Origin of the sequence: Lysobacter enzymogenes, assembly GCF_017355525.1 — a bacterium.
Taxonomy (GTDB): domain Bacteria; phylum Pseudomonadota; class Gammaproteobacteria; order Xanthomonadales; family Xanthomonadaceae; genus Lysobacter; species Lysobacter enzymogenes_C.
Genome location: NZ_CP067395.1, coordinates 3,221,896 through 3,247,805, shown reverse-complemented (window position 1 = coordinate 3,247,805; position 25,910 = coordinate 3,221,896). Strand labels below are relative to the sequence as shown.

The 25,910-nt window shown below is 70.0% G+C and carries 21 protein-coding genes; 15 read left to right on the top strand and 6 right to left on the bottom strand.

From position 1 onward, the window contains the following. The first annotated feature begins 7 nt into the window (after positions 1–7). Complete coding sequence (locus JHW38_RS13580; protein WP_207521857.1) at positions 8–1,363, top strand: Gfo/Idh/MocA family protein; 1,356 nt, start codon at positions 8–10, stop codon at positions 1,361–1,363. Positions 1,364–1,405: 42 nt separating this feature from the next. Here the strand turns inward: JHW38_RS13580 and JHW38_RS13575 are convergent, their stop codons facing one another. Further along, on the bottom strand, positions 1,406–2,626 hold the full coding sequence (locus tag JHW38_RS13575) for a M23 family metallopeptidase (RefSeq protein ID WP_207521856.1): 1,221 nt from the start codon (positions 2,624–2,626) through the stop codon (positions 1,406–1,408). A gap of 170 nt (positions 2,627–2,796) precedes the next feature. Here JHW38_RS13575 and JHW38_RS13570 point away from each other — a divergent pair, with 170 nt between their 5' ends. Both JHW38_RS13570 and JHW38_RS13565 read left to right on the top strand, forming a co-directional pair. Continuing rightward, on the top strand, positions 2,797–3,861 hold the full coding sequence (locus JHW38_RS13570; protein WP_278249796.1) for an arginase family protein: 1,065 nt from the start codon (positions 2,797–2,799) through the stop codon (positions 3,859–3,861). Positions 3,862–3,871: 10 nt separating this feature from the next. After that, positions 3,872–4,312, top strand: coding sequence for a RidA family protein (locus JHW38_RS13565; protein WP_207521854.1), 441 nt, complete (start codon positions 3,872–3,874; stop codon positions 4,310–4,312). 17 nt (positions 4,313–4,329) lie between these two features. On the opposite strand, the gene JHW38_RS13560 is transcribed toward JHW38_RS13565, so the two are convergent. Next, the gene (locus tag JHW38_RS13560) at positions 4,330–5,028 is read right to left on the bottom strand and encodes an AraC family transcriptional regulator (protein ID WP_207526365.1); all 699 of its coding nucleotides are present in this window, start codon (positions 5,026–5,028) and stop codon (positions 4,330–4,332) included. A gap of 170 nt (positions 5,029–5,198) precedes the next feature. Here JHW38_RS13560 and JHW38_RS13555 point away from each other — a divergent pair, with 170 nt between their 5' ends. The 9 genes from JHW38_RS13555 to JHW38_RS13515 all read left to right on the top strand — a co-directional run bounded on the left by JHW38_RS13555 (position 5,199) and on the right by JHW38_RS13515 (position 16,207). Further along, entirely contained in the window at positions 5,199–6,137 is a 939-nt protein-coding gene (locus JHW38_RS13555) for a 4-hydroxyproline epimerase (protein WP_207521853.1), read from the top strand. A 16-nt stretch (positions 6,138–6,153) separates the two neighbouring features. Continuing rightward, complete coding sequence (locus tag JHW38_RS13550) at positions 6,154–7,254, top strand: NAD(P)/FAD-dependent oxidoreductase (protein ID WP_207521852.1); 1,101 nt, start codon at positions 6,154–6,156, stop codon at positions 7,252–7,254. Further along, positions 7,251–7,499, top strand: a complete 249-nt coding sequence (locus JHW38_RS13545) for a 2Fe-2S iron-sulfur cluster-binding protein (protein WP_207521851.1) — start codon at positions 7,251–7,253, stop codon at positions 7,497–7,499. The genes JHW38_RS13550 and JHW38_RS13545 overlap by 4 nt, the downstream gene beginning before the upstream one ends. Then, a complete protein-coding gene (locus JHW38_RS13540) occupies positions 7,492–8,865 on the top strand; it encodes an FAD-dependent oxidoreductase (protein ID WP_207521850.1) in 1,374 nt (457 codons plus the stop codon). Before JHW38_RS13545 ends, JHW38_RS13540 begins: the two co-directional genes overlap by 8 nt. Continuing rightward, entirely contained in the window at positions 8,862–9,767 is a 906-nt protein-coding gene (locus JHW38_RS13535; RefSeq protein ID WP_207521849.1) for a dihydrodipicolinate synthase family protein, read from the top strand. The genes JHW38_RS13540 and JHW38_RS13535 overlap by 4 nt, the downstream gene beginning before the upstream one ends. Before the next feature lies 1 nt (position 9,768). After that, positions 9,769–11,376 carry an aldehyde dehydrogenase family protein gene (locus JHW38_RS13530; RefSeq protein ID WP_207521848.1) on the top strand — a complete coding sequence of 536 codons (1,608 nt, stop codon included), beginning with the start codon at positions 9,769–9,771 and terminating at the stop codon, positions 11,374–11,376. After that, positions 11,373–12,578, top strand: a complete 1,206-nt coding sequence (locus tag JHW38_RS13525; protein WP_207521847.1) for a M24 family metallopeptidase — start codon at positions 11,373–11,375, stop codon at positions 12,576–12,578. Before JHW38_RS13530 ends, JHW38_RS13525 begins: the two co-directional genes overlap by 4 nt. Positions 12,579–12,911: 333 nt before the next feature. Beyond that, positions 12,912–14,156 (top strand): alpha/beta hydrolase family protein, encoded by a 1,245-nt coding sequence (locus tag JHW38_RS13520; protein ID WP_207521846.1) that lies wholly within the window; start codon positions 12,912–12,914, stop codon positions 14,154–14,156. A gap of 173 nt (positions 14,157–14,329) precedes the next feature. Then, entirely contained in the window at positions 14,330–16,207 is a 1,878-nt protein-coding gene (locus JHW38_RS13515) for a DUF885 domain-containing protein (protein ID WP_207521845.1), read from the top strand. 228 nt (positions 16,208–16,435) lie between these two features. Here the strand turns inward: JHW38_RS13515 and JHW38_RS13510 are convergent, their stop codons facing one another. The 3 genes from JHW38_RS13510 to JHW38_RS13500 form a co-directional block, all read right to left on the bottom strand. Continuing rightward, on the bottom strand, positions 16,436–17,200 hold the full coding sequence (locus JHW38_RS13510; protein WP_207521844.1) for a L,D-transpeptidase family protein: 765 nt from the start codon (positions 17,198–17,200) through the stop codon (positions 16,436–16,438). Positions 17,201–17,415: 215 nt separating this feature from the next. Then, complete coding sequence (locus JHW38_RS13505) at positions 17,416–18,264, bottom strand: MurR/RpiR family transcriptional regulator (protein ID WP_207521843.1); 849 nt, start codon at positions 18,262–18,264, stop codon at positions 17,416–17,418. A gap of 67 nt (positions 18,265–18,331) precedes the next feature. Further along, a complete protein-coding gene (locus tag JHW38_RS13500) occupies positions 18,332–19,432 on the bottom strand; it encodes a dipeptide epimerase (protein ID WP_207521842.1) in 1,101 nt (366 codons plus the stop codon). Between JHW38_RS13500 and JHW38_RS25990 the strand changes: the two genes are divergently transcribed. After that, positions 19,338–19,685, top strand: a complete 348-nt coding sequence (locus JHW38_RS25990; RefSeq protein WP_428995245.1) for a DUF6053 domain-containing protein — start codon at positions 19,338–19,340, stop codon at positions 19,683–19,685. The two genes, JHW38_RS13500 and JHW38_RS25990, sit on opposite strands and share 95 nt — an antisense overlap. On the opposite strand, the gene JHW38_RS13495 is transcribed toward JHW38_RS25990, so the two are convergent. Then, the gene (locus JHW38_RS13495) at positions 19,657–21,093 is read right to left on the bottom strand and encodes an SH3 domain-containing protein (RefSeq protein ID WP_207521841.1); all 1,437 of its coding nucleotides are present in this window, start codon (positions 21,091–21,093) and stop codon (positions 19,657–19,659) included. The two genes, JHW38_RS25990 and JHW38_RS13495, sit on opposite strands and share 29 nt — an antisense overlap. 221 nt (positions 21,094–21,314) lie before the next feature. On the opposite strand from JHW38_RS13495, the gene JHW38_RS13490 reads away from it, so the two are divergent. Next, positions 21,315–22,859: a transglutaminase-like domain-containing protein gene (locus JHW38_RS13490; protein WP_428995244.1), complete on the top strand. Its 1,545-nt coding sequence runs from the start codon at positions 21,315–21,317 to the stop codon at positions 22,857–22,859. A 48-nt stretch (positions 22,860–22,907) separates the two neighbouring features. Next, on the top strand, positions 22,908–25,877 hold the full coding sequence (locus JHW38_RS13485) for a TonB-dependent receptor (protein WP_207521839.1): 2,970 nt from the start codon (positions 22,908–22,910) through the stop codon (positions 25,875–25,877). Positions 25,878–25,910: the final 33 nt, after the last annotated feature.

Genomic DNA, 25,910 nt, shown 5'->3' with positions numbered 1-25,910 from the left:
CACCTGCATGAAACGACGCGATTTCCTCGCCAGCTCCGCCACTGCGGGCACCCTGCTGGCCGCCAACGCCTTCGCTCCGGCGCTCGCGCGCAAGCGCTCCAAGCTGCGCCTGGGCCTGATCGGCACCGGCATGCGCGGGCAAGTGCTGCTCAAGGAACTGGTGCGCCGCGACGACGTCGAAGTCGTCGCCCTGTGCGATATCGAGCCGATCATGCTCGGCCGCGCGCTGGCGATGATCGACAAGGCCGGCAAGGCCAAGCCTGCGACGTTCGGCGAAGGCGGCGACGTCGACGCGTACCGCAAGATGCTGGAAAAGGGCGGGCTGGACGGCGTGGTCATCGCCACGCCGTGGGAATACCACGCGCCGATGGCGATCGCGGCGATGCAGGCGCGCGTGCCGGTCGCCTGCGAGGTGGTCGCCGGGCTGAGCCTGGACGACCACTGGCAGGTGCTGCGCACCCAGCTCAAGACCGGCACGCCGTACATGCTGCTGGAGAACGTGTGCTACCGCCGCGACGTGCTGGCCGTGCTCAACATGGTCCGTCAGGGCCTGTTCGGCGAACTGGTGCACCTGCAGGGCGGTTACCAGCACGACCTGCGCGCGGTGAAGTTCAACAGCGGCAATCCGGACCAGCCGTACGGCAGCGGCGTGGAGTTCGGTCCAAAGGCGTGGTCGGAAGCGCGCTGGCGCACCGAGCATTCGGTCAAGCGCGACGGCGACCTGTATCCCAGCCACGGCATCGGCCCGTGCGCGATGGCGGTCAACATCCATCGCGGCAACCGCTTCACCCACCTCAGCGCGTTCTCGAGCAAGCCGCGCGGCCTGCACGACTACATCGTCAAGAAGGGCGGCGCCGACCATCCCAACGCCAAGGTCAAGTTCAAGCTCGGCGACCTGGTGACGACCCAGATCGCCTGCGCCAACGGCGAGACCATCCTGCTTCAGCACGACACCTCGCTGCCGCGCCCGTACTCGCTGGGCTTCCGCGTGCAGGGCACCGACGGCTTGTGGATGGACGTCAACGATTCGATCCATATCGAAGGCAAGAGCAAGCCGCACGAGTGGGACAAGGCCGAAACCTGGCTGGAGCCGTACGACCATCCGTTGTGGAAGCGTCACGGCGCCACCGCCGCGGGCGCCGGCCACGGCGGCATGGACTGGTTCGTCGTCAACGCCTTCGTCGAAGCGCTCAAGGCCGATGCGCCGATGCCGATCGACATCTTCGACGCGGTGGCGTGGAGCGCGATCACGCCGTTGTCGGAGCAGTCCATCGCCGAGCACCGCACGCTCGAGTTCCCGGACTTCACCGACGGCAAGTGGAAGGACCGCAAGCCGATCTTCGCGTTCGACGACCGCTATTGAGTCCGCGCCGCGCCGCCGTCCCCGCGACGGCGGCCGCCGGCTTCAGCGCGGCGGATCGAAGCCGATCGCGTCGCCGTCGAGCGGCATTTGCGCCCGCCGCGTCTGCGGCGCCGGCGCGAACGGCGAATCCGGCGCCAGCGCTTCGCCGATCGAACGCCGGCCGAGCATGTCGAATCGCTCGAACACGAACGGCAGGCCTTCGGACTGTTCGAAGGTCGCCGCGTTGGACACATGCAGGTGCAGGTGCGGCCCGCCGGCGTTGCCGGACTGGCCGAGGCGGCCGAGCGCCTGACCGCGGCGCACGCGCTCGCCGGCCTTGGCCGCGACGCTGCCCGGTTGCAGGTGGGCGTAGTGCACGAACACCTGCGGCGCGATTTCCAGAATCACATAGTTGCCGTACAGATCGTCGGCGCTGAGCGCGGCCGGCTCGGGCTGCGGCGCCAGCGGCGCGCGCTCGGGTTCGCCGTCGCGCGCGGCGCGGACCGTGCCGTCGGCCACCGCGAGCACCGGCGCGCCGTAGCCGACCCAGTCGCGATGGCGGGTCTTGGCCAGTTCGCCGGCGCCGGCGCGCACGGCGCGGCCGGCGCGGTCCAGGCCGATCAGGTCGAGCGCATAGCGCTGCGGAATCGTCGCCTCGCCGTTGGCCGCGACCACGCTGCCCCAATGGTGCGACTGCGCGTTGGACGGCCCTTCGTACGCGAGCCAGGTCCCGCCGGCCAGCGGCGGGCCCAAGCGCACCGGCGGCGTCGTCGACAGCGCGACGGCGGCGCCGTCGATCCAGGTGCGCGCGCCGCGCGCATCGACGAATTCGATGCGGTGGCGCAGCGTCTTCGGCGTCGGCGCGTCCTGGGCCAAGTCCAGCCAGACGAACAGCACCGTGCGCTGGCCGCCGTCGATGGCGATGTCTTTGCGCGGCGTTTGCGCTGTTTCGTCGCCGCTGGTCTTGCCCAGGCGCAGCAGCGCTTCGCCTTCGAACCGCGCCAGCGGCGCTTGCGCCGCGTCGGCATAGACCTCCAGGCGGACGATGCGCAGGGCGCCGGTGGCGGCGTAGAAGTTGCTCAGATGCAGTTCGTAGGCCAGATGCGCGCGGCCGTCGGTGGCCGCGACCGCGGCCGGCGCCCACGGGATGCGCGCTTCGACCGGCGCCTGTTGCGCCGGCGCCGGCGCGGTCTGCGCGCGCACCGGTACGGCGGCCGTCGCCAGCCATAACGCACAGGCCAAGGCCGGGATCGTGCCTGCGATGTTGACGCGGTCGGCGGGCATCGCGTGGTCCGGAAGGCGCCGGCGCGGCGCGGATGAGCGGCGATCCTAGCGCAGCGGCGAAAGCCGATGCGAGCGGATGGCGCGGGCCGTTCGTCGGCTAACCTTTCAAGTGATGTTGACAGGTTTGGAACCTCGTCCATAACCTGTATAAAACATTTAAGGGGTTTGAAATGCGCGCTTCGACCTCGTCCTTGCGAACCGCCGGCGGGGGTTGCCTGCTGGCATTGGGCGTCGGCGCCGCGATCCTGTGCGGACCCGCGAACGCGGGCGAATCCGCCTCGTCGCCGCCCGCGCGCATCGTCGCCATCGACGCCCCGAGCAATCTCGGCCTTCGCCCGCCGCGTCCTGGCCACGAACCCGGCGTACGTCGTTTGCCCGAAGCGCTGCGTGGCGCCGGGCTGCTGACGGCGCTCGGCGCGCGCGACGCCGGCCGGGTCGAACCGCCGGTGTATTCGCCGCGGCCCGATCCGGTCGTCGGATTCCGCAACGGCGCCGCGCTGCGCGACTACAGCCAGCGTCTGGCCGACCGCCTGCAACCGTTGCTGCGCAGCGGCGACTTCGTGCTGGTGCTCGGCGGCGATTGCAGCGTGCTGCTCGGCAGCGGACTCGCGTTGAAGCAGCGCGGCCGCTACGGGCTGGCCTTCATCGATGCGCACGACGATTTCTCGTTTGTGCGCGACCGCAAGCGTTACCACGGCTATTTCACCGCCGCCGGGCTGGATCTGGGCCTGGCCACCGGCCACGGGCCGGCGGCGCTGGCCGATCTGCGCGGACAATCGCCGTACTTCCGTACCGGCGACGTCGTCCACCTCGGTCTGGTGGTGACGCCAGACGACAAGCGCGGCTACGAGTTCGAGACCTTCGAGCGTTCCGGCATCCACAGCATCGACGCCGACGCGATCCGCCGCGAAGGCGCGCCGGCCGCCGGCCGCGCGGCGCGCGCTCGCCTGGAGGCGATGCCGACCGCAGGGTTCTGGATCCACATCGACGCCGACGTGCTCGCGCAGCGGATCATGCCCGCGGTCGATTCGCCGAATCCCGACGGACTGGAGTTCGCCGAACTGCGCGCGATGCTCGCGCAACTGCTGGCCAGCCCGAAGGCGGTGGGGCTGGAGTTGACGATCTTCGATCCTGAGCTCGATCCGGACGGGTCGCATGCGCGCGGGTTGTCCGCTGCGATCGCCGGCGCGTTCGCCGACAGCGGGCGCTGGCCGTCGCCGCGCGCGGCGCGCTGAGGCCGCGGCGATGCGGCGGCGCGATTTCCTCGGTGGCGGCGCTGCGGCGGTGTTGCTGGTGGCGGGCGGCGCGGCCGACGGCGACAACGAAACCGTCGGCGAAACCCGCGGCGCAGCAAGCGCCGCCCATCATATCGGCGCGCATTCGCGCCTGTTGTTCATCAGCGGCCAAGTGCCGGCCGACGCCGAAGGCACCACACCGCCGCATTTCTCCGAACAGTGCCGGCTGGCGTGGCGCAACGTCGAGGCGCAACTGGCCGCGGCCGACATGCAGCTTCGCCACCTGGTCAAAGTGACGGTGTTCCTGGCCCGCGCCGAAGACCGCCGGCGCGAACGCGAAGTGCGCCACGCGCTGCTGCGGCGCATCGCGCAGCCGTCGGTGAGCGTGGTGGTGACGGGGATCTACGACGAGGCGTGGCGGATCGAGATCGAGGCGATCGCGTTGGCGTGAGCGCCCGCGCCGCGCGCTCAGCCCGGCCCGCCCCACCGCCCGTCCCGGTGCAACGCCCGATAATCCCGCGGCGCCATCCCCACCATCGCCTTGAACTGCCGCGCGAACGCGCTCTGGTCGGTGAACCCGCAGGCCAGGCCGACGTCGGCGATGCTGGCCTCGCCGTGCAGTTCGCGCATCGCCGCTTCGATCCGCAGACGGGTCAGCGTCTGCTGCGGGGTGAGCTGGAACACGCGCTGGAAATGCCGTTCCAGCTGCGCCACCGACAGGTCGGCCAGGCGCGCCAGCGCGGCGATGCGCAGGGGTTCGGCGAAATGCAGCTGCATCCGTTCGAATACCCGGCGCAGGCGTTCGTAGGTGGGATCGCGGCCGTCCGGCGCGCCGAGATCGCGCGACAGGCCGACCAGGCCGCGGCCGCCGCCGGGCAGGCTCAGCGGGCGCTTGCCGGTGAGGCACCAGCCCGGGCGACGGTTCGGGTACAGATGCACTTCGAGTTGGTTTTCGATGGTGCCGCCGTCGAGCACGCGCCGGTCCTGTTGCGCGTAACGCGCGGCGAGGCGGGCCGGAAACACTTCGGCGACTTCGCGCCCGATCACGTCCTCGCGCCGCTTCAGGCCGAGCCTGCGCACCAGGGTCAGATTGGCGTGGGTGTAACGGCCGGCTTCGTCCTTGACGAAGAACACCACGTCGGCGAGCGCGTCGCACAGGGTCTGCATCAGTTCGGCGTCGATCCGCACCGGATCGGCGGTGGCGGCGGGCAGGGCAGGGGCCATGTGGGCAGCGGCGGCGCGGGCAGCGGAGGGCGGAACCGATTATGCCGAATTCCGCATCGGTGTCCGGCAAGCCCGTCTAGACCCCCAGGCCCCCGCGCCGCGAGCATGGCGGCATGCACAGCCTCGACATCATCGACTCGCACACCGGCGGCGAACCGACCCGCGTGGTGGTCGCCGGATTCCCCGACCTCGGCGGCGGCAGCCTCGCCGAACAGCGCCAGCGTTTCGGCCGGCAGTTCGACCGCTGGCGCAGCGCGGTGGCCTGCGAACCGCGCGGTTCCGACCCGGTCGTCGGCGCGCTGTTGCTGCCGGCGCAGACGCCGGGCGCCTGCGCCGGCACGATCTTCTTCAACAACGTCGGTTACCTGGGCATGTGCGGGCACGGCACCATCGGCCTGGTGCGCACATTGCAGTTCCTCGGCCGGATCGAGCCGGGCGAGCACCGCATCGACACGCCGGTCGGCACGGTCGGCGCGCGCCTGCACGAAGACGGCCGGGTCTCGGTCGACAACGTCGAAAGCTGGCGCCACGCCGCGCAGGTGAAGCTCGACGTGCCCGGCTACGGCGCGGTCAGCGGCGACGTGGCCTGGGGCGGCAACTGGTTCTTCATCGCCAAGGTCGCGCGGGCGATCGCGTTGACCCACGTGCGCGAACTCAGCGAATTGTCCGAAGCGATCCGCGCGGCCCTGGTCGCGGCGCGGATCACCGGCGCCGACGGCGCCGAGATCGATCACATCGAACTGGAAACCGCTTCGTCCACGCCGGGCATCGACGGCCGCAACTTCGTGCTGTGCCCGGGCCTGGCCTACGACCGCTCGCCGTGCGGCACCGGCACCAGCGCCAAGCTGGCCTGCCTGGCCGCCGACGGCAAGCTCGCGCCGGGGCAGGTGTGGCGCCAGGAAAGCGTGCTCGGCAGCGTGTTCGAAGGGCAGTATCGGGTCGGCGAACGCGGCGTGCATCCGACCATCACCGGCAGCGCCCACATCACCGCGCGTACGCAGTTGCTGATCGACGACGCCGATCCGTTCGCCTGGGGCATCGGCGCGCGCTGAGCGCGCGTCCGCGGGCATGGCCAGCTACGACCTCATCGTCCTCGGCGCCGGCATCGTCGGCGCGGCCTGCGCCGAACGCGCGGTGCGCGAGGGCCTGCGCGTGGCGGTGGTCGAGCCGGGTCCGGTCGGCGGCGGCGCCACCGCGGCGGCGATGGGGCATCTGGTGGCGATGGACGACGATCCGGCCGAACTGGCGCTGTCGCGCTTGTCGCTGCAGTTGTGGGAACGTTTCGCCGATCTGCCGCTGGCCGAATTCAGCCGCTGCGGGACCTTGTGGATCGCGCGCGAGCCGCGCGAACTCGATGGCGTCGCGGCCAAGGTCGCGCGTCTGGCCGAAGCCGGCGTGATGGCGCAGCGGATCGACGCGGCGGAATTGTACGAACTGGAACCGCATCTGACTCCTGGCCTGTGCGGCGGCATGCGGGTGCCGCAGGAAGCCGTGGTGTATCCGCCGCGCGTCGCCCAATACCTGTTGCAGCAAGCGCGCGAACTGCGCGCGCATTGCTACCTCGGCCGCCGCGCGGTGGCGTTGAACGCGCGCGGCGCGCGCCTGGACGACGGCAGCGACCTCGTCGGCCCGGTGCTGGTCGCGACCGGTTGCGCCTTGCCCGAACTGTTGCCGCAGTTGCCGATGCGCTCGCGCAAGGGCCACTTGGTCATCACCGAGCGCTACCCCGAGCGCATCCGTCACCAACTGCTGGAACTGGGCTACGCCGACAGCGCCCACGGCGACGCCGACAGCAGCGTCGCGTTCAACGTGCAGCCGCGGCCGACCGGGCAGATCCTGATCGGCTCCTCGCGCGAGTTCGGCCAGGACGATGCCGCGGTGTCGGCGCCGATGCTGCGGCGCATGCTCGAGCGCGCGTTCGCGTTCGTGCCGATGCTGCGCGACCTGCAAGCGCTGCGGGTGTGGACCGGCTTCCGCCCGTGCACGCCGGACGGGCGGCCGTACATCGGCGCGCTGGAATCGCGGCCGCACACCTGGGTCGCCGCCGGCCATGAAGGCCTGGGCGTAACCACCGCGCTGGGCACCGCGCAATTGCTGATCGAACAACTGCTCGGCCGCACTCCGGCCATCGACCCGGCGCCGTACGCGCCGAGCCGGGCGCTGCGATGAACGCGCCGCGCATCCGCATCGCCGTCGACGGCTGCGAGGTCGACGTGCCGGCCGGCGCCAGCGTCGCCGCCGGGGTGGCCTTGGCCGCGCCGCATTTCCGCCGCTCGCGCAGCGGCCAGCCGCGCGCGCCGCTGTGCGGCATGGGCGTGTGCTTCGAATGCCGGGTGCGCATCGACGGCGTCGAGCATCAGCGCTCGTGCCTGGTGCCGGCACGCGAAGGCATGCAGGTGGTCTGCGATGACTGAGCGCTGCGACGTGCTGGTGGTGGGCGCGGGGCCGGCCGGTCTGGCCGCGGCGCGCGCGGCGGCTTCGCACGGCGCCGATGTGGTGTTGATCGATATGCAGGCCAGCGCGGGCGGGCAGGTGTGGCGGCGCGACGTGCGCCGGCCGTGGCCGGATCCGGCGCGCGATCGCCTCGACCACTTGCTCGACGGCGAACGCGTGCGCTGGCTCGGCCAGACCCAGGTTGTCGCCGCCGGGCGCGGATGCGTGCTGGTCGAACAGGCGGGCGTGGCTTACGAACTGGCGTACGGCGCGTTGGTGCTGGCCACCGGCGCGCGCGAACTGCTGCTGCCGTTTGCGGGCTGGACCTTGCCGGGCGTCACCGGCGCGGGCGGCCTGCAGGCGCTGGTCAAGCAAGGCTGGCCGATCGCCGGCAAGCGCGTGCTGATCGCCGGCAGCGGCCCGCTGCTGTTGGCCGCCGCCGACACCGCGCGCCGTCACGGCGCGCGCGTGGTCGCGATCTGCGAACAAACGCCGGCGCCGCAGCTGCGCGCGTTCGCGACGAAGCTGTGGCGCTGGCCCGGCAAGCTGGCGCAGGCCGCGGCGCTGCGCGCGCGGCTGGCCGCGGTGGCGTATCGCGCCGACACCTGGGTCGCGGCCGCGCACGGCGACGGCCGCGTGACCGAGGTCGAGCTGCACGGCGCGCGCGGAGTCGAGCGCGTGGCGGTCGACCAGCTCGCGGTCGGCTACGGTCTGGTGCCGAACCTGGAACTGGCCCAGCGCCTGGGCTGCGAGTTGCAGGCGCACGGCGCCCATGCCTGCGTGCGCGTCGACGCGGCGATGCGCACCAGCGTCGCCGACGTTTACGCCGCCGGCGAAGCCTGCGGCATCGGCGGACGCGACTGCGCCCTGATCGAAGGCGAGATGGCCGGCCACGCCGCCGCCGGCGCGCCCGAGGCGGCTCTGGCGTTGCAGACGCGGCGCCGGCGCGCGCGCGCGTTCGCCGGCTTGCTGCCCGAGCATTTCGCCTTGCGCGAGCAGATCGCCGCCGCGGCCAGCGCCGACAGCGTGGTCTGCCGCTGCGAAGACGTGCGCCTCGGCGAACTCGACGCCTACACGGACTGGCGCGCGGCCAAGCTCGCCACCCGCTGCGGCATGGGCAGTTGCCAGGGCCGCATCTGCGGCGCGGCGCTGGCGCAACTGCGCGGGCCGCGCTTCGCGCCGGCTGTTTCCGAATCCACCCAGGCCGCCGCACGTGCGCGGCCGCCGCTGTTTCCCGTGCGTCTGGCGGCCCTGGCCGCGACGCATGCGCACGACGAACCGCTTCTTCCGGCCGCGCCATCGCCGGCACCGATCACGCACTCAGCCCCACAAGGAACCGTTCCATGAGCACTGCATCCATCTGGCGCGGCGTCATTCCCGCCATCACCACGCCGTTCCACGCCGACGGTTCGATCGATCACGACTTCCTCGCCCGCCACGCGCGCGAGCTGATCGACGCCGGCTGCACCGGCATCGTCCCGCTGGGCTCGCTCGGCGAGGCGGCGACGCTGAGCTTCGACGACAAGCTGGCGATCCTGCGCACGCTGACCCAGGCCCTGGCCGGCCGCGCGCCGGTGATCCCGGGCATCGCCGCGCTGTCGACCGACGAAGCCGTGCGGCTGGCGCAAGAAGCGCAGAAGATCGGCTGCGCCGGCCTGATGGTGCTGCCGCCGTACGTGTATTCCACCGACTGGCGCGAAATGAAGGCGCACGTCGCCGCGGTGATCGGCGCGACCTCGCTGCCGTGCATGATCTACAACAACCCGGTCGCGTACAAAACCGACTTCTCGCCCGAACAGATCGCCGAACTGGCCGGCGAATTCGCCAACGTGCAGGCGGTCAAGGAATCCTCGGCCGACGTGCGCCGCTTCGCCGCGCTGCGCGCTTTGCTCGGCGAGCGCCTGGAGCTGCTGGTCGGCATGGACGATGCGATCGTCGAAGGCGTGGCGATGGGCGCGACCGGTTGGATCGCCGGTCTGGTCAACGCCTATCCGAAGGAATCGGTGCGCCTGTTCGAACTCGCCCGCGACGGCGGCGCGCCGGCGGCGGCGGCGCTGTATGCGTGGTTCCTGCCGTTGCTGCGGCTCGACACCGTGCCCAAGTTCGTGCAGCTGATCAAGCTGGTGCAGGCGCAGGTCGGCCTCGGCGCCGAGCACGTGCGCGCGCCGCGGCTGGCGCTGACCGGCGCCGAGCGCGAGGCGGCGCTGGCGGTGATCCAGCGCGCCCAGGCGCAGCGTCCGGAGCTTTGAGATGAGCGCGCCCGAACCGGCAGTGCGCGAGCCCGTCCTGATCGGCGGCCGTTGGCAGCCGTCGCTGGACGCGGCCGGCGAGTTCCGCGCCTTCGATCCGACCCGCGCGGTCGAAGTCGGCGCGGCGTTTCCGGTGTCGGGCGCGCGCGACGCGCAGGCCGCGCTGGCCTCGGCCTGCGCGGCCGCCGATGCGCTGGCCGCGTGCGCGCCGGCGCGCATCGCCGCGTTCCTGGAGGCCTACGCCGCGGCGATCGAAAGCGATGCCGAAGCCTTGGTCGAACTCGCACAGCGCGAAACCGCGCTGGCGGCGAAGCCGCGGCTGGCCGAGGTGGAGCTGCCGCGCACCACCGCGCAACTGCGTCAGGCCGCGCGCGCGGCGCGCGAGCGCAACTGGACCCAGCCGATCATCGACACCGCCGCCGGCCTGCGCTCGCATCTGGCGCCGCTGCGCAAACCGGTGCTGATCTTCGGCCCGAACAATTTTCCGTTCGCGTTCAACGCCGTGGCCGGCAGCGATTTCGCCTCGGCGATCGCCGCGCGCAATCCGGTCATCGCCAAGGTGCACCCCTCGCATCCCGGCACCAGCCAGCGGCTGGCGCAGCTGGCGCATCGCGCGCTGCTGGACGCGGACCTGCCGGCGCAGTCGCTGCAAGTGCTGTATCAACTCGACCCGGCCTTGGGCCTGGAACTGGCCGGAGACGCGCGCCTGGGCGCGCTGGCGTTCACCGGCAGCCGCCGCGCCGGGCTCGCGCTCAAGGCCGCGGCCGATGCCGCGGGCGTGCCTGCGTATCTGGAACTGTCGAGCGTCAATCCGGTGTTCCTGCTCGAAGGCGCGCTGCGCGAACGCGGCGAAGCGCTGGCGCAGGAGTTCTTCGCCTCGTGCACGCTCGGCGTCGGCCAGTTCTGCACCAACCCCGGCGTGGTGGTGGTGCCGCGCGGCGAGGCCGGCGACCGCTTCGTCGCCGCCGCGGCCGAACGCTTCGCCGCGGCGCCGGCGGGCACGATGTTTTCGCGCGGCGTGCTCGATCACCTGCACGCCGGCGTCGCCGCGTGGCGCGAGGCCGGCGCGCAGCTCGTCGCCGGCGGCGCTGCCGCGGACGGCGAGGGCTACAAGGTACGCCCGGCGTTGCTGAGCAGCGACGCAGCGGCGTTCGTCGCCGATCCGCGCCTGCAAGGCGAGGCCTTCGGCCCGGCCAGCCTGATCGTGCGCGTGGACGGCATCGACGAGGCCTTGCGCGTCGCCGCGGCGCTGGAAGGCAATCTGACCGGCACCATCTACGGCGGCGACGCAGCCGGCGACGACGAAGACTGGCGCCGCCTCGCCGGCGCGCTGCGTCCGCGCGTGGGCCGGCTGATCGACGGCCGCATGCCGACCGGCGTGGCGGTCAGCGCGGCGATGAATCACGGCGGCCCGTATCCGAGCACCGGCCATCCGGGGTTCACCGCGGTCGGCATGCCGAGCGCGATCCGCCGATTCGCCGCGCTGCATTGCTACGATCACGTCCGCGTCGACGCGCTGCCGGAGGAATTGCGCGACCGCAACCCCGGCGGGCTGTCGCGTTGGATCGACGGGCGCTGGACCTTGGACGACATCGGAGCGACGGCATGAGCGTGCAGATCGGCGGACTCACCCTGGATCAGGCGCGCGCGCAGCTGGCGCCGTGGTCGCAGCGCGCGCCGGCGATCGACGCCGGCGAGCACCAGCAGCGCATCGAGCGCGCCCGCGCGCTGATGCGCGCCGGCGGCTTCGATGCGCTGCTGATCTCCGCCGGCGCGTCGCTGCGCTACTTCGCCGGCGTGCCGTGGGGCGCGAACGAACGTTTGGTGGCGATGCTGCTGACCCTCGACGGCGATCCGCTGCTGATCTGCCCGGCGTTCGAGGCCGGCTCGCTTTCGCACGTGCTCAAGATTCCGGCGCAGCCGCGTTTCTGGGACGAGCACGAAGACCCGTATGCGCTGGTCGCCGCGGCGCTGCGCGAGCGCGGCGCACGCCGGCTGGCGCTGGATCCGGGCGCGGCGTTCGCGGTCTACACCGGCCTGCGCGCGGCCGCGCCGCAGCTGGAGTTCGGCGATGCCGCGGCGATCGTCGACGGCTGCCGCGGGCGCAAGTCGCCGGCCGAGCTGGCGCTGATGTACCAAGCCACGGCGATGACCCTGCACGCGCATCGCTTGGCCGCGGGCCTGGCCGAGGAAGGCGTCACCACAACCGCCTTGCGCCGTTTCATCGACGAAGCGCACCGCGCGCTCGGCGCCGACAACGGCTCGACCTTCTGCATCGTCCAGTTCGGCCATGCCACCGCGTACCCGCACGGCATTCCGGGCGAACAGACGCTGCGCGAAGGCGAACTGGTGCTGATCGACACCGGCTGTTCGGTGCAGGGCTATCACTCCGACATCACCCGCACTTACATCTGCGGCCGCGCCAGCGACGACCAGCGGCGCATCTGGGACCTGGAGCACACGGCCCAACGCGCGGCGTTCGACGCGGTGCGGCCCGGCGTCAGCGGCGAAGCGGTCGACGATGCGGCACGCGCGGTGCTCGAACGCGGCGGGCTGGGGCCGGATTACCGGCTGCCGGGCCTGCCGCACCGCACCGGCCACGGTTGCGGGATGAGCGTGCACGAATCGCCGTACCTGGTGCGCGGCAATCGCCTCGGCCTGGAGGTGGGCAACTGCTGCTCGAACGAACCGATGATCGTGGTGCCGGAACGCTTCGGCGTGCGGCTGGAGGATCATTTCCATGTCAGCGAGGACGGCGCGCGCTGGTTCACCGAGCCGTCGCCGGCGATCGATCGGCCGTTTGCGGATTGAGGTCAGCGTTTCGTTCCCGACTGTAGGAGCGGCGCAAGCCGCGACCGCGGCATTTCGCCAACGACGAAACCTGCGTCCGCTCGCGGAACCGAGCCGCGTTCGATCCCGGCGACGTCGGCGATTGCATTGGCGCGGTCGCGGCTTGCGCCGCTCCTACAGGTAGCCCAGGCAGGCGTTTTGGTTGCGCCGAACTGTGCATCTGCGCGGCCGATCACGGGCTACGCACTGCGGTAGCCCTTGCGGCACTGGCGCCCCGCGCCGGCTTCGCGCTTCGCTGACGGCCGCGCCGCAGTCGCGGCGCGCATCCCGAACACGCCGTCCAAGGAGGTTCGCATGTTCCGCGCCGTCCCTCGTTCCTGGCTCGCTACGCCGTTGCGTTACGCCGCTGTGTTGCTGTTGGCGCTCGGCCTCGCCGCGCCCGCAGCCGCCGCGCCGCCCAAGCGCTTCGATCTGCCGCCGACCACCGGCCCGTACCAGGTCGCCAGCTTCACCCTGCATCTGATCGACCGTTCGCGCACCGACCGCTTCGTCGGCGGCGCGCGCGAGTACATGGTGACCGTGACCTATCCGGTCGCGCGCAACGCGCACGGCCCGCGCGCGCCGTGGCTGGAGCCGGTGCTGGTGCCGGAATGGAGCGCCACCCTGCAAGGCTACGGCTTCGTGCCGGGCGCGGTGGACTGGGGCAGCGCGCGCCGGCCGGCGCTGCGCAACGCGCCGCTGCTGCGCCATCCGCACGGTTGGCCGGTGGTGCTGTTCTCGCCGGGCCTGCAGTTCTTCCGCGAGCTCTACAGTTCGATGACCGACGATCTGGCCAGCCACGGTTATGTGGTCGCATCGATGACCCACACCCACGAAGCGTTCTACGCCGCGTTTCCCGGCGGCCGCGTGGTGCGCGGGCAGGATCTGGTGGAAACCGTCGAATCGACCCAGATGTGGCTGGACACGCGCGTCGGCGATGCGCGTTATCTGCTCGACGCGCTGGCCTTGTCCGACCGCGGCTTCTATCCCGGCGCTGGCGCCGGCCGCTTGCCGGCGGGTTGGCGCGGCGGCCTGGACCTGTCGCGGATTGGTTTCTTCGGCCATTCCTACGGCGGCACCACCGCGGCGGAAACCATGTTCTTCGATCGCCGCGTCGATGCCGGCCTGGATTTCGACGGCCGCCTGTCGACCACCTACGGCCCGCCGCAGGACCTGCCGTACGGGCCGACCCGGGCCGCGCGTTTCGGCCTGGACCGGCCGTTCCTGTTGATCGGCGCGCAAGGGCATACCCATCTGGATTCGTTCGATCCGTCGTGGCCGCAGTTCTGGAGCAACCAGCGCGGCTGGAAGCGCGATGTGCACCTGCCGCTCGGCGCGCATTTCACCTTCAGCGATTTCCCGGCGATCCTGCCGCAGCTCGGCGACGCCGTGCCGGCGGATTTCGCCGCCGGCACCTACGGCACGCTGCCCGAGGCCGAGGCGGTGGCGGGCACCCGCGCCTATGCGCGGGCGTTCTTCGATCTGCATCTGAAGGGGCGGCCGACGCGTCTGTTCGAGACCGGCAGCCCGGCCTATCCGAACTTCCAGCCGGTGCCCTGAGCGCGGCGGCGACTTGTCCGAACTTGCCGGTTGCCGTGTACGCGCGGCGACCGGCGTCGCGGCGGCGCGCAACCTGCGTCGAAGCCCGGTGTTTCTAGCCCAAAAGGCATATCCGCCGGCGTCGCGATTGCCGCATGATTCCGGGACTGAGCCCGTCACCGCAGAGTCCCGCGATGCCTTCGATCCGTTCCGTCTCCGCGCGCGCGCCGCTGGCCGCGCTGTCCGTCGCTGCGCTGTCCCTGGGGTTGGCGATCGCCTTGGCCCCGATATCTGCGCAGGCCGCCGAAGCGACCGCGTCCGCGGCCGCAAAGCCCGCCGACGAAACCGGCGTCGCGGCGCGCTTCAAGGCGCTGTACACGCGCGAATGGAAATGGCGCCAGGCCCAGTTCGCCGGCGGCGACGACGAGGACGGCCCGCAGGGCCAGCCGGCCGCGCGCCTGCCGAAGGTCGACCCGGCCACCCAGGCGATGCGCGAGCGCTATTGGGCGCAGGTGCTCAAGGAACTCGACGCGATCGACCTCAAGCAGCTCGGCGGCGAAGACCTGGTCAACGCCGAGGTGTTCCGCCAGCAGGTCCAGAGCCTGCTCGCCAACCAGCGCGTGCGTCAGTACGAGATGCCGTTCAACAGCGACAGCGCGTTCTGGACCAATCTGGGCTTCACTGCGCGCCGTCCGATCCGCGACGTCGAGGGCTACGAGCGCTACCTCGGCCAGCTGCGCGACATTCCGCGCTATTTCGACGAGCAGATCGCCAACATGCGGGTCGGCCTCAAGCGCGGTTTCAGCGTGCCGCGGGTGACGCTGAAGGGGCGCGACGTATCGATCAAGGAAGTCATCGACGCCAAGCTCGAAGACAATCTGCTGTACACCCCGTTCGTGAAGATGCCGGCGAACATCCCCGCCGACGAACAGGCGCGGCTGCGCGCCGAGGCGGCGAAAGCCATCGACGCGTCGGTGTTGCCTGCGTACCGCAAGCTGCTGAAGTTCATCCAAGACGAATACATGCAGCAGGCGCGCGAGACCTTGGCCGCGGAGAAGATGCCCGGCGGCGAGGACTATTACCGCGCCAAGATCCGCGAGTTCACCACGCTCGACCTGACCCCGCAGCAGATCCACGAGATCGGCGTGCAGGAAGTCGCGAAGATCCGCGCGCAGATGGAGCAGACCATCGTCAAGACCGGGTTCAAGGGCACGTTCCCGGAATTCCTGCACTACCTGCGCACCGATCCGAAGTTCTATCCCAAGAGCGGCGAAGAACTGCTGATGCGCGCGTCGTGGCTGGCCAAGCGCGTCGACGGCGAGATCGGCAACTACATCGGCCTGCTGCCGCGCCAGCGGTTCGCGATCAAGCCGGTGCCGGCGGATCTGGCGCCGTTCTACACCGCCGGCCGCGGCGGCCGCGACGTCTATCTGCTCAATACCTACGACCTGCCGTCGCGCCCGCTGTTCAACCTGCCGGCGCTGACCCTGCACGAATCCTCGCCGGGCCATTCCTTGCAGCAGTCGCTGGCGGCCGAGCACGAGGGGCTGCCGGATTTCCGCCGCTACACCTACATCTCCGCATACGGCGAAGGCTGGGCGCTGTACACCGAAAAGCTCGGCATCGAGATGGGGATGTACGACACGCCGTACGATTACTTCGGCTATCTGACCTACCAGATGTGGCGCGCGAGCCGGCTGGTGGTCGACACCGGCGTGCACCACCTGGGCTGGACCCGCGAGCAGGCGCTGGCGTTCCTGCGCGACAACACCGCGCTGAGCGAGCACGAGGTCGAGACCGAAGTCGACCGCTACATCGGCTGGCCGGCGCAGGCGCTGTCGTACTACCTCGGCCAGATGAGCATCGAGCGCTCGCGCGCCAAGGCCGAGCAGGCGCTCGGCGCGGACTTCGACATCCGCGCCTTCCACGACGCGATCCTGGCGCTGGGCTCGGTGCCGCTGCCGGTGCTGGAGCGGCGGGTGGATCGCTTCATCGACGAAAGCCGGGTGAAGGCGGCGGAGGCGAAGGCGAAGAAGGCGGCGAGGAAGGCGGAGGAAGATAAGAAGGATTGAGGCGGGGCGGAGTGGGGTAGCGTTTCGTTCCTGCGCTGTGGGCGAAGCCGCTGCAAGACCGATGCGTCGCCCTCCCAGTCGTCATTCCCGCGAAAGCGGGAATCCAGAGACTTCAGAGCCATGTCGCGATAAAGCCCTGGATTCCCGCTTTCGCGGGAATGACGAACGGGGGGGCGTAATAGCTCGTCGCAACGACGCGCGACTGCCGCATAACCTCGCCGCCGACGTTTACTCCGCAACCGGCGCCGGCAATCCCCAGTCCTTCCACACCGCCCGATACTGCGCCTGCGGCAACAGCGCGAACAACGGCCGCGCCTGCGGCCGCAGCCACGCCAGCAACTCGTTCATCGCCGCCTCGTCCATCGCCGTGCAACCCGCGGTCGGTTCGCCGGGCGTACGCCACAAATGGGCGAAGATGCAACTGCCGGCGCCGGGGATGTGCGCGGGGTTGTGCGCGATCACGAAACCCAGGCGATAACGCGGATCGCCGTCGGCGTGCAGGTCGCGGCGCATCGGCTCGGTGGAACCCTTGACCGCTTCGCTGCCGACCTGGCGCGCATCGACGATGCGGTCGTACAGCGGCGAATCGGGCACGTCGATGCAGTAGTGGCTGGCGCTCATCGGCGCGTACGCCATCGCCGTCTGCGCGCTGTCGCCGTAACCGAACGCGGTGCCGACCGCGAACAGCCCGGCCGGCGCGCGGCCGTCGCCTTCTTTCTTGCGCGGGCCGCCGTCGTCCGGCGCGGCGCGCAGGCCGCGGCCCCAGGCGGCGCCGTTGCGGCCGATGCTGACCTCGACCGGCGCGCCGACCGCGAGCCACTGTCCGCCTTCGAACAGGTAGCGCTGCAAGCGTCCCTGAGTGGCGTTCCAATCGGCGGTGGTGACCAGCACGAGTTGCGGCTGCACCGCGTCGTCGCCGGCGCGGTCGGCGCGGGTGGCGCAGGCGGTGAGGGTCATGGCGGCGGCGATCAGCACGGCGGCGTAGCGGAGCATGGCGGTCGGGTTCCTGCGAAGTCGGTCGTACACGTGTGCATTGCGGTCGCGTTTGCCCCTGTAGGAGCGGCGCGAGCCGCGACCGCGAAAACGCAACTACGGCGAAGCTCGCACCGCAAGCGAGGTGTCGCGGTCGCGGCTCGCGCCGCTCCTACAGGAAGCGCGCGCGGCGTCGTGGTCGGATGTCGGACGAGGCGGTCGCGCGACATCGCGGCTCAGATATCGAGCATGTCCTGCACCCGCTCGGCATGGTTGTCGAGCTGGCGCAGACGGTCCTGGCCGCGCTCGCACAGCAGCACGAAGATCAGGTCCATCAGGTGCTGCAGCGCGCTGTGGTACAGCAGCGGCTCCATGTGCGCGCGCTCGTCGTGCGCCGACACCAGCAAGGCGTGGTCGGCGTGCGCGCGCAGCGGGTTGGGGGTGTGGCGGGTCGCCGAGACCACGCTGCCGCCGCTCTCGCCGAAGGTGCGGGCGAGGTGGCACAGCGCGGTCAGCTTGCCCTGTTCGGACAGCACCAGCAGCACGTCGTCGGGGCCGGCGCTGGCGGTGCTGGCGGCCATCAGCACCGGGTCGAAATGGTGCACGCTGAGGATGCCGATCATCGCCAGCTTCATCGACAGCGCGCGCGCGGCGATGCCGTCTTCCCCGAGCCCGATCACGTAGACCCGGCGCGCGTGCTGGATCAGCTCGGCGATGGCCTCGATGCGCTCGGGCGGGTTGATCAGCCGGGTTTCTTCCTCGGCGCGGGCCTTGCCGTGCCACAGCCGCTCGGCCAGGGCCAGGTTGGGGTCGGCCGGCGCGGCCTGGGCGTCGCCGTGGTCGTCGTGGCGGTCGCCGCGCGCGATCGCTTCGCCGATCGAGTACTTCAGGTCCGGATAGCCCTTGAAGCCGAGCTTCTGGCTGAACTTGACCACGCTGGACTGGCTGATCCCGAGCGCGTTGGCCAGCTGTTGCGAAGAATAGTCGCGCAGCAGGTGCGCGTTCTCCAGCAGGTAGTCGGCGATGCGGCGTTCGATCGCCGACATCTGGTCGCGTTCTGAGCGGATCTTGAGCAGGGGCGACATCGGCAGGGGTCCGGTCCCGGGCGCGGCGGAAGGCTACAGCGTAGCCGGCTTCGCGCCGCCGCGCAGGTCAGGCGGCGGCCAGCGCTTCCAGACCGCGGATCTCGCGGATGCCCAGGCCCGGCGCATCGGTGACGGTGATCTCCGATTCGTTGAAGATCACCCCGCCGTCGACGGGATTGAACGCGCACAGCGACGGGCCGTCGAGGTCGACCTTGGTGATGACGTTGGACTTGGCCACCGCCAGGTGCACCGCCGCGGCGACCGAGATCGAGGTCTCGATCATGCAGCCGATCATGCATTCGACCCCGTACATCGCGGCGATGTCGGCGATCTGGATCGCCTTGGACAAGCCGCCGGTCTTCATCAGCTTGATGTTGATGATGTCGGCCGCGCGCATCCGGATCAGGTCGATCACCTCGGCCGGGCCGAACACGCTTTCGTCGGCCATGATCGGGGTGTGGACGCGGTCGGTGACGTATTTGAGCCCTTCCAGGTCCTGCGCCTTGACCGGCTGCTCGACCAGTTCCAGGCGCACGCCGGCGTCTTCCAGCGTCTGCAGGGCGTACACCGCCTGCTTGGCGGTCCAACCCTGGTTCGCGTCCAGGCGCAGCAGGGCGCGGCCCTCGACAGCGGCGTAGATCGCCTTGACCCGCTCGATGTCGACGCCGATGTCCTTGCCGACCTTGATCTTCAGCGATTCGAAGCCGCGGTCGACCGCGTCGATCGAGTCGGCGACCATCTTCTCGATGTAGTCGACCGAAATCGTCAGGTCGGTGGTGATGACCGGGTCGCCGCCGCCGAGCATCTTGTACAGCGGCGCGCCGTAGAGCTGGCCGAACAGGTCGTAGACCGCGATCTCGACCGCCGCCTTGGCGCTGGAGTTCTTCTCGATCGCGCCCTGGATCAGCCCGGTGATGCGGTTGAGGTTGGCGATCTCCTGGCCGATCAGGCGCGGCGAGATGAACTTGCGGATCGCCTCGACGATGGAACCGTGGGTGTCGCCGGTGATCGGCGCGGTCGCCGGCGCTTCGCCGTAGCCGACGTGGCCGGTGTCGGTGTGGACGGTGACGACGATGTCCTCGACCGTGTCGACCGTGCGCAGCGCGGTCTTGAACGGCGTCTTGAGCGGAACCCGCAGCATGCCGAAACGGATGTCGGTGATCTTCATGTGTCGATGGTGTCGTGGGATGCGTCGTGTTCGGGTGAGGCGCGGGGCGCCATGGAAGAAGGTAAGCCGGTCCGGTCGCGGAGGCGAGCGCCGTTTCGCGGCGGGCCGCTTTTATGTGGGAGGGCCTTCGGGACCGGCGCTTTTGTTCCGGGCCGCGGCGACCTGGGCGGAACGCACCGGACCCAAAGGTCCTCCCGCCAAAGCAGGACGCATCGTGGCCGGGCTCATGGACGAATACGTTGAATGCTGGTGATCCGGTCCACCGTCGGCTGTTCCTTGTTGAACAGCAGCGGCACCAGCGGCGTCACCGAGACTCCGTTGAGGTGGACCCGGGTCAGGTCGCCGGTGCGGTCGCGGAAGGTGATGCCGGTGGTGTCGTGGATCACGTACGGCCAGCCGTCCTGGTGCCCGACCACCATCATCACGTGGCCGGGGATGTAGATCAGGTCGCCGACTTCCAGGCTCTTGACGATCTTCAGGCGCTCGTCGTGGCCGAGCGTCTCGTCCAGATCGATGCGGTTGTAGGCCGGGCTGACCGCCTGGTCGCGGGTGTTGCGCGGCAGCTGCACGCCGAAGCTGCGGTAGATCTCGGAGACGAAGCCGCTGCAATCGCGGGTGTTGTAGGAATGGCCCCAGCCGTAGCGTTCGCCGAAGAACTTGAAGCCCTGGCGGACCAGATTCGCCTGGGTCAGCGGCAGGTAGTCCGAGGACGTGTCCGAAGTGCGCGGCAGCAAGGCCGGCGAGAACCTCAGCGTCCCGTCGGCAGCGCGGTACGGCAGCTCGATCACGTGCGAAGCGTAATGGTGCTGGCCGTTGACCGCTTCGTCGGCCGGCCAGTCGGCCAGCAGCGGCACGCGCACGCCCATCTCCAACTGCACGTCCGACACGCCGGGCTGCTCGGGCGTGTGCACGCTGCGCGCGGTCGCGCCGGTCACGACCAGATACGGCGTCTTGCGGGTGTAGGCGAACACCGGCGCCTTGTCGCCGAGCGCGATCCGGTCCTTCTCGACCCAGGCCGCATACAAAGGACTGACCACGAACCAGTAGCGGCCGTCGCGGCTCTCGTGCGCCACCGCGACCGGCGTGCCCGGGAACAGCGCGCTCTCCTGGTAGCGGTCGATGTCGGTGTCGCCGCGCGAATTGAACACGCGCAGGCGGGTCGGGAAGGTGCGCAGGTCGGCGCGGCGCACGACCATGCCGTAGCGGGTGGCCTGCTGCGCGGGAATCTTGTCCAACGCCAGATCGGCGTCGAGGCCTTGCAGCACCGCAGCCGCCACCGGCTCGCCGCGTTCGTCGAACAAGGGTTCGTCGCGCGGCTGCGAAATCGCTTCGATCCAGCCTTGCACGCGTTCGCGGCTCAGGCTGGCCGGCAGGCGTTCGATGTCGTGCACCGACGGATCGAGTTCGGCCAGCCGCGCGTTCTGCCGGGCGATCGCGCGCGCATCCAGGATCACCGCGTCGGGCTTGGCCAGTTGCCGGGTCCAGTAGTCGGCGTTCAATTGCCTCTCCTCGATGCCGATCACGCCGGTGGGAGGAATGCCGCGGTCGCGCGCTTGCAGCGGACCCAGCGCGAGCAACCCCGGCAGCAACACGCTTGCTGCGATGCAACGCGCGAGCGCGCGGCGGCGGGTGGGATGGCGGCGGCTCGAGGCGGTACCCATCGCGTCATGCTCCGGCGGGCGCGCGCTGCGGCGTGCCCTCACAGGCCCGATGCCGGACCTCCGACACCGACCCGGACGCGCCACGGCGCCTCCGGGGTCGTCCGGAGAATACATGCTTCCTAATAAAAATAGATACGGAATAATTTATTGACCACCTGACATCCACATGTTACACAGCCATGAACCGATGGCCCCGCGTGGGTGACACAGGTATGGATCCCGTGACTGACCTGCTGTTTATCGCTCCCCGCGCGAGGGCCATCGTCTCTCCCGCCGGGCGCTGGCGCACGCGTGCGCTCGCGCTCGGCCTGATCTTCGCGCTGCCGGCGCTGGTACTGGGCTTGCGCGTGTCGGTCGGCCCGGCGCAAGCGCAGGCGCGCGCCGCCGACGAAGCCGCCGCGCGCGCGCTCGACGCGGTGGTGGTATCGGTCGACGCCGGCCGTTTCGGCGAAGCGCGCGCGCAAATCGATGCGGCGCTGCAACAGCGCGGCCTGCGCGACGAAGCGCGCGCGGCGCTGGAATTCCAGCGCGAGCGCATGCGCCGCATCCGCCTGGATTTCAGCCTCGATCGCGCCCAGGCGGAGCAGAAGCTGCGCACGCAGATTCCCGATCTGACCCCGGCCGAGTTCGACGCCTGGGACCGCCAGGGCCTGCTCGAATCGATGAACATCGACGGCGAGAAACGCTATTTCCAGCGCGCGCCGTCGAACCTGTTCCGGCTCAGCGCGCAGGCGCTGGCGCGCCGCCGCGCCGATGCCAAACCGCTGAGCGCGGGGCCGATGGAAACGCTCAACGAGCATCAGCGCGAAGTGCGCGACGCCGCGCTGCAACGCGGCTACGGCGCGCCGCGACGGGTGCGCATCGTGCAATCGCTGAGCGTGCGCGCCGACGCGGTGCCGGCCGGCAAGACGCTGCGCGCGTGGCTGCCGTATCCGCGCGAATTGCCGCATCAGCAACAGGACATCCGTTTTCTCGCCAGCGCGCCGGCCAAGCACGCGATCGCGCCGGCGTCGACGCTGCAGCGCACCGTGTATCTCGAACAGACCGCGCAGGCCGGCAAGCCGACCCGGTTCGAAGTCAGCTACGAGCTGACCGTGTACGGCCAGTACCGCGCGATCGATCCGGACAAGGTGGTGCCGGCGCCGGACAACGCGCAGACCCGACCGTACCTGGGCGAGCGCGCGCCGCACATCGTCTTCACTCCGGCGTTGCGCGCGTTCTCGCGCAAGGTCGTCGGCGATGAGAAAAACCCGTACCGGGTCGCGCAGAAGCTCTACGCCGCGGTCGACGCGATCCCGTGGGCCGGCGCGCGCGAGTACTCGACGATCTCCAACATCTCCGATTACGCCCTGCACGCCGGCCACGCCGACTGCGGCCAGCAGACCCTGCTGCTGATGGCGCTGCTGCGCCTCAACGGCATTCCGGCGCGCTGGCAGTCCGGCTGGGTGTTCGGCGACGACGGCTACACCAACATGCACGACTGGGCCTGGATGTATCTGGCCCCGTACGGCTGGCTGCCGGTGGACGTCACCACCGGCCGCTTCGAATCGCCCGATCCGCAGCTGGCCGGCTTCTATCTCGGCGGCCTCGACGCGTACCGGGTGGCTTACAACGACGACTACGGCCGCGCGTTCGCGCCGGCCAAGCGGTTCGATCGTTCCGAGACCGTGGATTCGCAACGCGGCGAGGTCGAGTGGGAAGGGGGAAATCTCTACTTCGACCAGTGGGACTACGACTACAACGCGCAGGTGCTGCCGACGGAGTAATCGCCCGGCGCAGCTCCGCCCATATCGTTCAGGGGAGGAAGTGCGGCAATGAAAGGCAAGAGCTTTCGCAAGTCCGGTTTGTGCGCGGCGATGGGGATCTGCCTCGCATCGATGGCCCTGCCCGCGCTGGCGGCCAACACCGACGGTTCGCTGTCCGGCCGCGTCGCGGCCGGATCCGAGGTCACCGTGCGCAGCGCCGACACCGGCTTCACCCGCACGGTCAAGGCCGACGCCCAGGGCAATTACCGTTTCCCGTTCCTGCCCATCGGCACTTACGAGCTGCAGGCCAGCAAGGACGGCCAGCGCGTCGGCGAGCCGCTGCAGGTGGTGGTGAGCCTCGGCAACGAGGCCAACGTCAATCTCGGCGGCGCCACCGATCTGGCCGCGGTGCAGGTGATCGGCTCGCGCGTGATCACCCCGGTCGACGTGCGTTCGACCGAATCGGCCACCAACATCACCAAGGCCGAGCTCGAACGCGTGCCGATCGCGCGCGACGCGCAGGCGGTGGCGTTGCTGGCGCCGGGCGTGATCCAGGGCCAGTACGGCGGCGCCTCGTTCGGCGGTTCCTCGGTGTCGGAGAACGCGGTCTACATCAACGGCCTCAACGTCACCGACTTCTACAAGCGGGTCGGCTTCTCAAGCATTCCGTTCGGCTTCTTCAAGGAATTCCAGGTCAAGACCGGCGGCTATTCGGTCGAATTCGGCCGCACCACCGGCGGCGTCATCAACGCCGTGACCCAGTCCGGCGGCAACGAATTCAAGTACGGCGCCGAGCTGGTGTGGGAGCCCAAGTCGCTGCAATCCGGCGGCGACAACCATTACGACCGCAACGGCGATCCGTTCCGCATCGCCAGCCGCGACAAGTACGACCGCACCAACCTCAACGTGCACGCCTCCGGGCCGATCGTGAAGGACAAGCTGTTCTTCTACGCGATGTACGAGTTCCGCGACTACCGGCCCGAGAGCACCAACGATTCGGGCAGCACCTTCTTCAAGGGCAAGGCCGACAAGGGCTTCTGGGGCACCAAGCTGGACTGGCAGATCAACGACAGCCACCTGCTGGAATTCCTGGCGTTCTCCGACAAGAACGAAACCACCACCGACAACTACCAGTACGACTTCGCCCGCGGCACCCGCGGCACCCGCAGCAACACCCAGTACAGCGAGGTCGGCGGCACCAACTGGGCGCTGACCTACACCGGCTACCTGAGCGACAACTTCTCGATGAAGGCGCTGTACGGCGAGAACAAGCGCGACCGCATCGCCAGCAGCCTCAACGACCGCGACTGCGACGCGGTGCAGGACCGGCGCGTGGCCGGCAACCCGCAGATCGGCTGCGTGTCCTCGGCGCAGATCGAGAACGGCGCCGACAAGCGCGAAGCCGCGCGCCTGGACTTCGAATGGCAGCTCGGCGACCACCTGCTGCGCTTCGGCCTGGACCGCGAGGTCAACACCTCCGACAACGAGAGCTTCTATCCCGGCGCCTCGCGCAAGTTCTACCAGATCTACCCGACCGTGCCCGGCACCACCCTGGAGAACGGCGGCGTGGTCCCGGCCGGCGTCAACGCCTACGTGCGCGCGCGCCAGCAGGAGGTCACCGGCACCTTCGAGACGATCAACTCGGCGTACTACATCGAAGACAACTGGCAGATCACCCCGGACCTGATGCTCAACGGCGGCGTGCGCGTGGAAGCCTTCAACAACAAGAACGGCGCCGGCAAGACCTACATCAAGATCGACGACATGATCGCGCCGCGCCTGGGCTTCTCCTGGGATTTCCGCGGCGACGGGCGCTCGAAGGTGTTCGGCAACATCGGCCGCTACTTCCTGCCGATCGTCAACCAGATCAACGTCAAGCAGGCCGGCGCCTTCCTCGACGAGCGCACCTTTTATGCCTTGCAGGGGCTGGAGGCGTTCCAGCGCAACGGCGCGACCTATTACCGGCCGATCCTCGGCGCGCAGATCGGCCCGGTCGACAACAGCCAGGGCGACGGCACCGTGCAGGACCAGCGCAGCAAGGTCGACGGCGATATCGATCCGGTCTACCAGGACGAGGTGATCCTGGGCTATCAGGCGATGTTCGGCGATACCTGGTCGTGGGGCGTGCGCGGCATCTACCGCCGCCTGCACAACGCCATCGACGACATGGAGATCACCTCCAACGGCATCCTGTGCAACGGCGAGCCCGGCGGCATCGGCTATGTGATGGGCAACCCCGGCAAAAAGGTCAAGCTGTACACCGACACCAACTGCGACGGGGTCAAGGACGGCTACGTCGACATCGACACCTCGCGCGCCGGCTGGGCGCTGTACGACGCCGACGGCAATTACGTCGGCGAGCGCGGCTGGGTCAAGCCCAAGCGCACCTATCGCGCGCTGGAGTTCATGCTCGACCGCGCCTGGGACGACAAGTGGATGTTCAACGCCTCGTACACGTGGTCCAAGAGCGAGGGCAACGTCGAGGGGCCGTCGAACTCGGACTTCGGATTCGACAACACCGGCCGCACCGAATCGTTCGACGATCCCTTCGTCAACCTCAACGGCGACGGCCCGCTGCCGAACGACCGCCGCCACCAGATCAAGCTGCGCGGCGCGTATGCGCTCAACGACAACTGGACGGTGGGCGCGACCTTGAACGCCCAGTCCGGGCGTCCGATCAACGCCTTCGGCCTCGGCAATCCGTACGATCCGACCGTCTACCACAGCTTCTACGTGTGCGTGGCCAACTGCACCGCGGAAGACTTCGCCCAGCGCACCTACCAACTGCGCAAGCGCGGCTCCGGCGGGCGCACGCCGTGGACGTTCGATCTCGGCGCGAGCCTCAGCTACCAGCGTTCGCTGGGCGCCGCCGATCTTCGGGTCAAGCTGGCGGTCTACAACCTGCTGAACCGTCAACGCGCGCTGGAAGTCGACGATTCCTACGAAACCGGCGTCGGCGTCGTCAACGAGTTCTATGGCCTGGGCACCGGCTATCAGACGCCGCGCTACGCGCAGCTGACCGTGTCGGTGGATTTCTGATGCATGCTGGCGCGAAGCCTGCCTGAGCGACGC

Excerpts from the sequence above, each read along its gene's own strand:
- JHW38_RS13505 (WP_207521843.1), bottom strand. The coding sequence starts at position 18,264 with ATGTCGCCCCTGCTCAAGATCCGCTCAGAACGCGACCAGATGTCGGCG.
- JHW38_RS13510 (WP_207521844.1), bottom strand. The coding sequence starts at position 17,200 with ATGCTCCGCTACGCCGCCGTGCTGATCGCCGCCGCCATGACCCTCACC.
- JHW38_RS13485 (WP_207521839.1), top strand. The coding sequence starts at position 22,908 with ATGAAAGGCAAGAGCTTTCGCAAGTCCGGTTTGTGCGCGGCGATGGGG.
- JHW38_RS13500 (WP_207521842.1), bottom strand. The coding sequence starts at position 19,432 with ATGAAGATCACCGACATCCGTTTCGGCATGCTGCGGGTTCCGCTCAAG.
- JHW38_RS13580 (WP_207521857.1), top strand. The coding sequence starts at position 8 with ATGAAACGACGCGATTTCCTCGCCAGCTCCGCCACTGCGGGCACCCTG.
- JHW38_RS13520 (WP_207521846.1), top strand. The coding sequence starts at position 12,912 with ATGTTCCGCGCCGTCCCTCGTTCCTGGCTCGCTACGCCGTTGCGTTAC.
- JHW38_RS13530 (WP_207521848.1), top strand. The coding sequence starts at position 9,769 with ATGAGCGCGCCCGAACCGGCAGTGCGCGAGCCCGTCCTGATCGGCGGC.
- JHW38_RS13575 (WP_207521856.1), bottom strand. The coding sequence starts at position 2,626 with ATGCCCGCCGACCGCGTCAACATCGCAGGCACGATCCCGGCCTTGGCC.
- JHW38_RS13570 (WP_278249796.1), top strand. The coding sequence starts at position 2,797 with ATGCGCGCTTCGACCTCGTCCTTGCGAACCGCCGGCGGGGGTTGCCTG.
- JHW38_RS13535 (WP_207521849.1), top strand. The coding sequence starts at position 8,862 with ATGAGCACTGCATCCATCTGGCGCGGCGTCATTCCCGCCATCACCACG.
- JHW38_RS13565 (WP_207521854.1), top strand. The coding sequence starts at position 3,872 with ATGCGGCGGCGCGATTTCCTCGGTGGCGGCGCTGCGGCGGTGTTGCTG.
- JHW38_RS13525 (WP_207521847.1), top strand. The coding sequence starts at position 11,373 with ATGAGCGTGCAGATCGGCGGACTCACCCTGGATCAGGCGCGCGCGCAG.
- JHW38_RS13560 (WP_207526365.1), bottom strand. The coding sequence starts at position 5,028 with ATGCAGACCCTGTGCGACGCGCTCGCCGACGTGGTGTTCTTCGTCAAG.
- JHW38_RS13545 (WP_207521851.1), top strand. The coding sequence starts at position 7,251 with ATGAACGCGCCGCGCATCCGCATCGCCGTCGACGGCTGCGAGGTCGAC.
- JHW38_RS25990 (WP_428995245.1), top strand. The coding sequence starts at position 19,338 with ATGTCCTCGACCGTGTCGACCGTGCGCAGCGCGGTCTTGAACGGCGTC.
- JHW38_RS13540 (WP_207521850.1), top strand. The coding sequence starts at position 7,492 with ATGACTGAGCGCTGCGACGTGCTGGTGGTGGGCGCGGGGCCGGCCGGT.
- JHW38_RS13495 (WP_207521841.1), bottom strand. The coding sequence starts at position 21,093 with ATGGGTACCGCCTCGAGCCGCCGCCATCCCACCCGCCGCCGCGCGCTC.
- JHW38_RS13515 (WP_207521845.1), top strand. The coding sequence starts at position 14,330 with ATGCCTTCGATCCGTTCCGTCTCCGCGCGCGCGCCGCTGGCCGCGCTG.
- JHW38_RS13550 (WP_207521852.1), top strand. The coding sequence starts at position 6,154 with ATGGCCAGCTACGACCTCATCGTCCTCGGCGCCGGCATCGTCGGCGCG.
- JHW38_RS13555 (WP_207521853.1), top strand. The coding sequence starts at position 5,199 with ATGCACAGCCTCGACATCATCGACTCGCACACCGGCGGCGAACCGACC.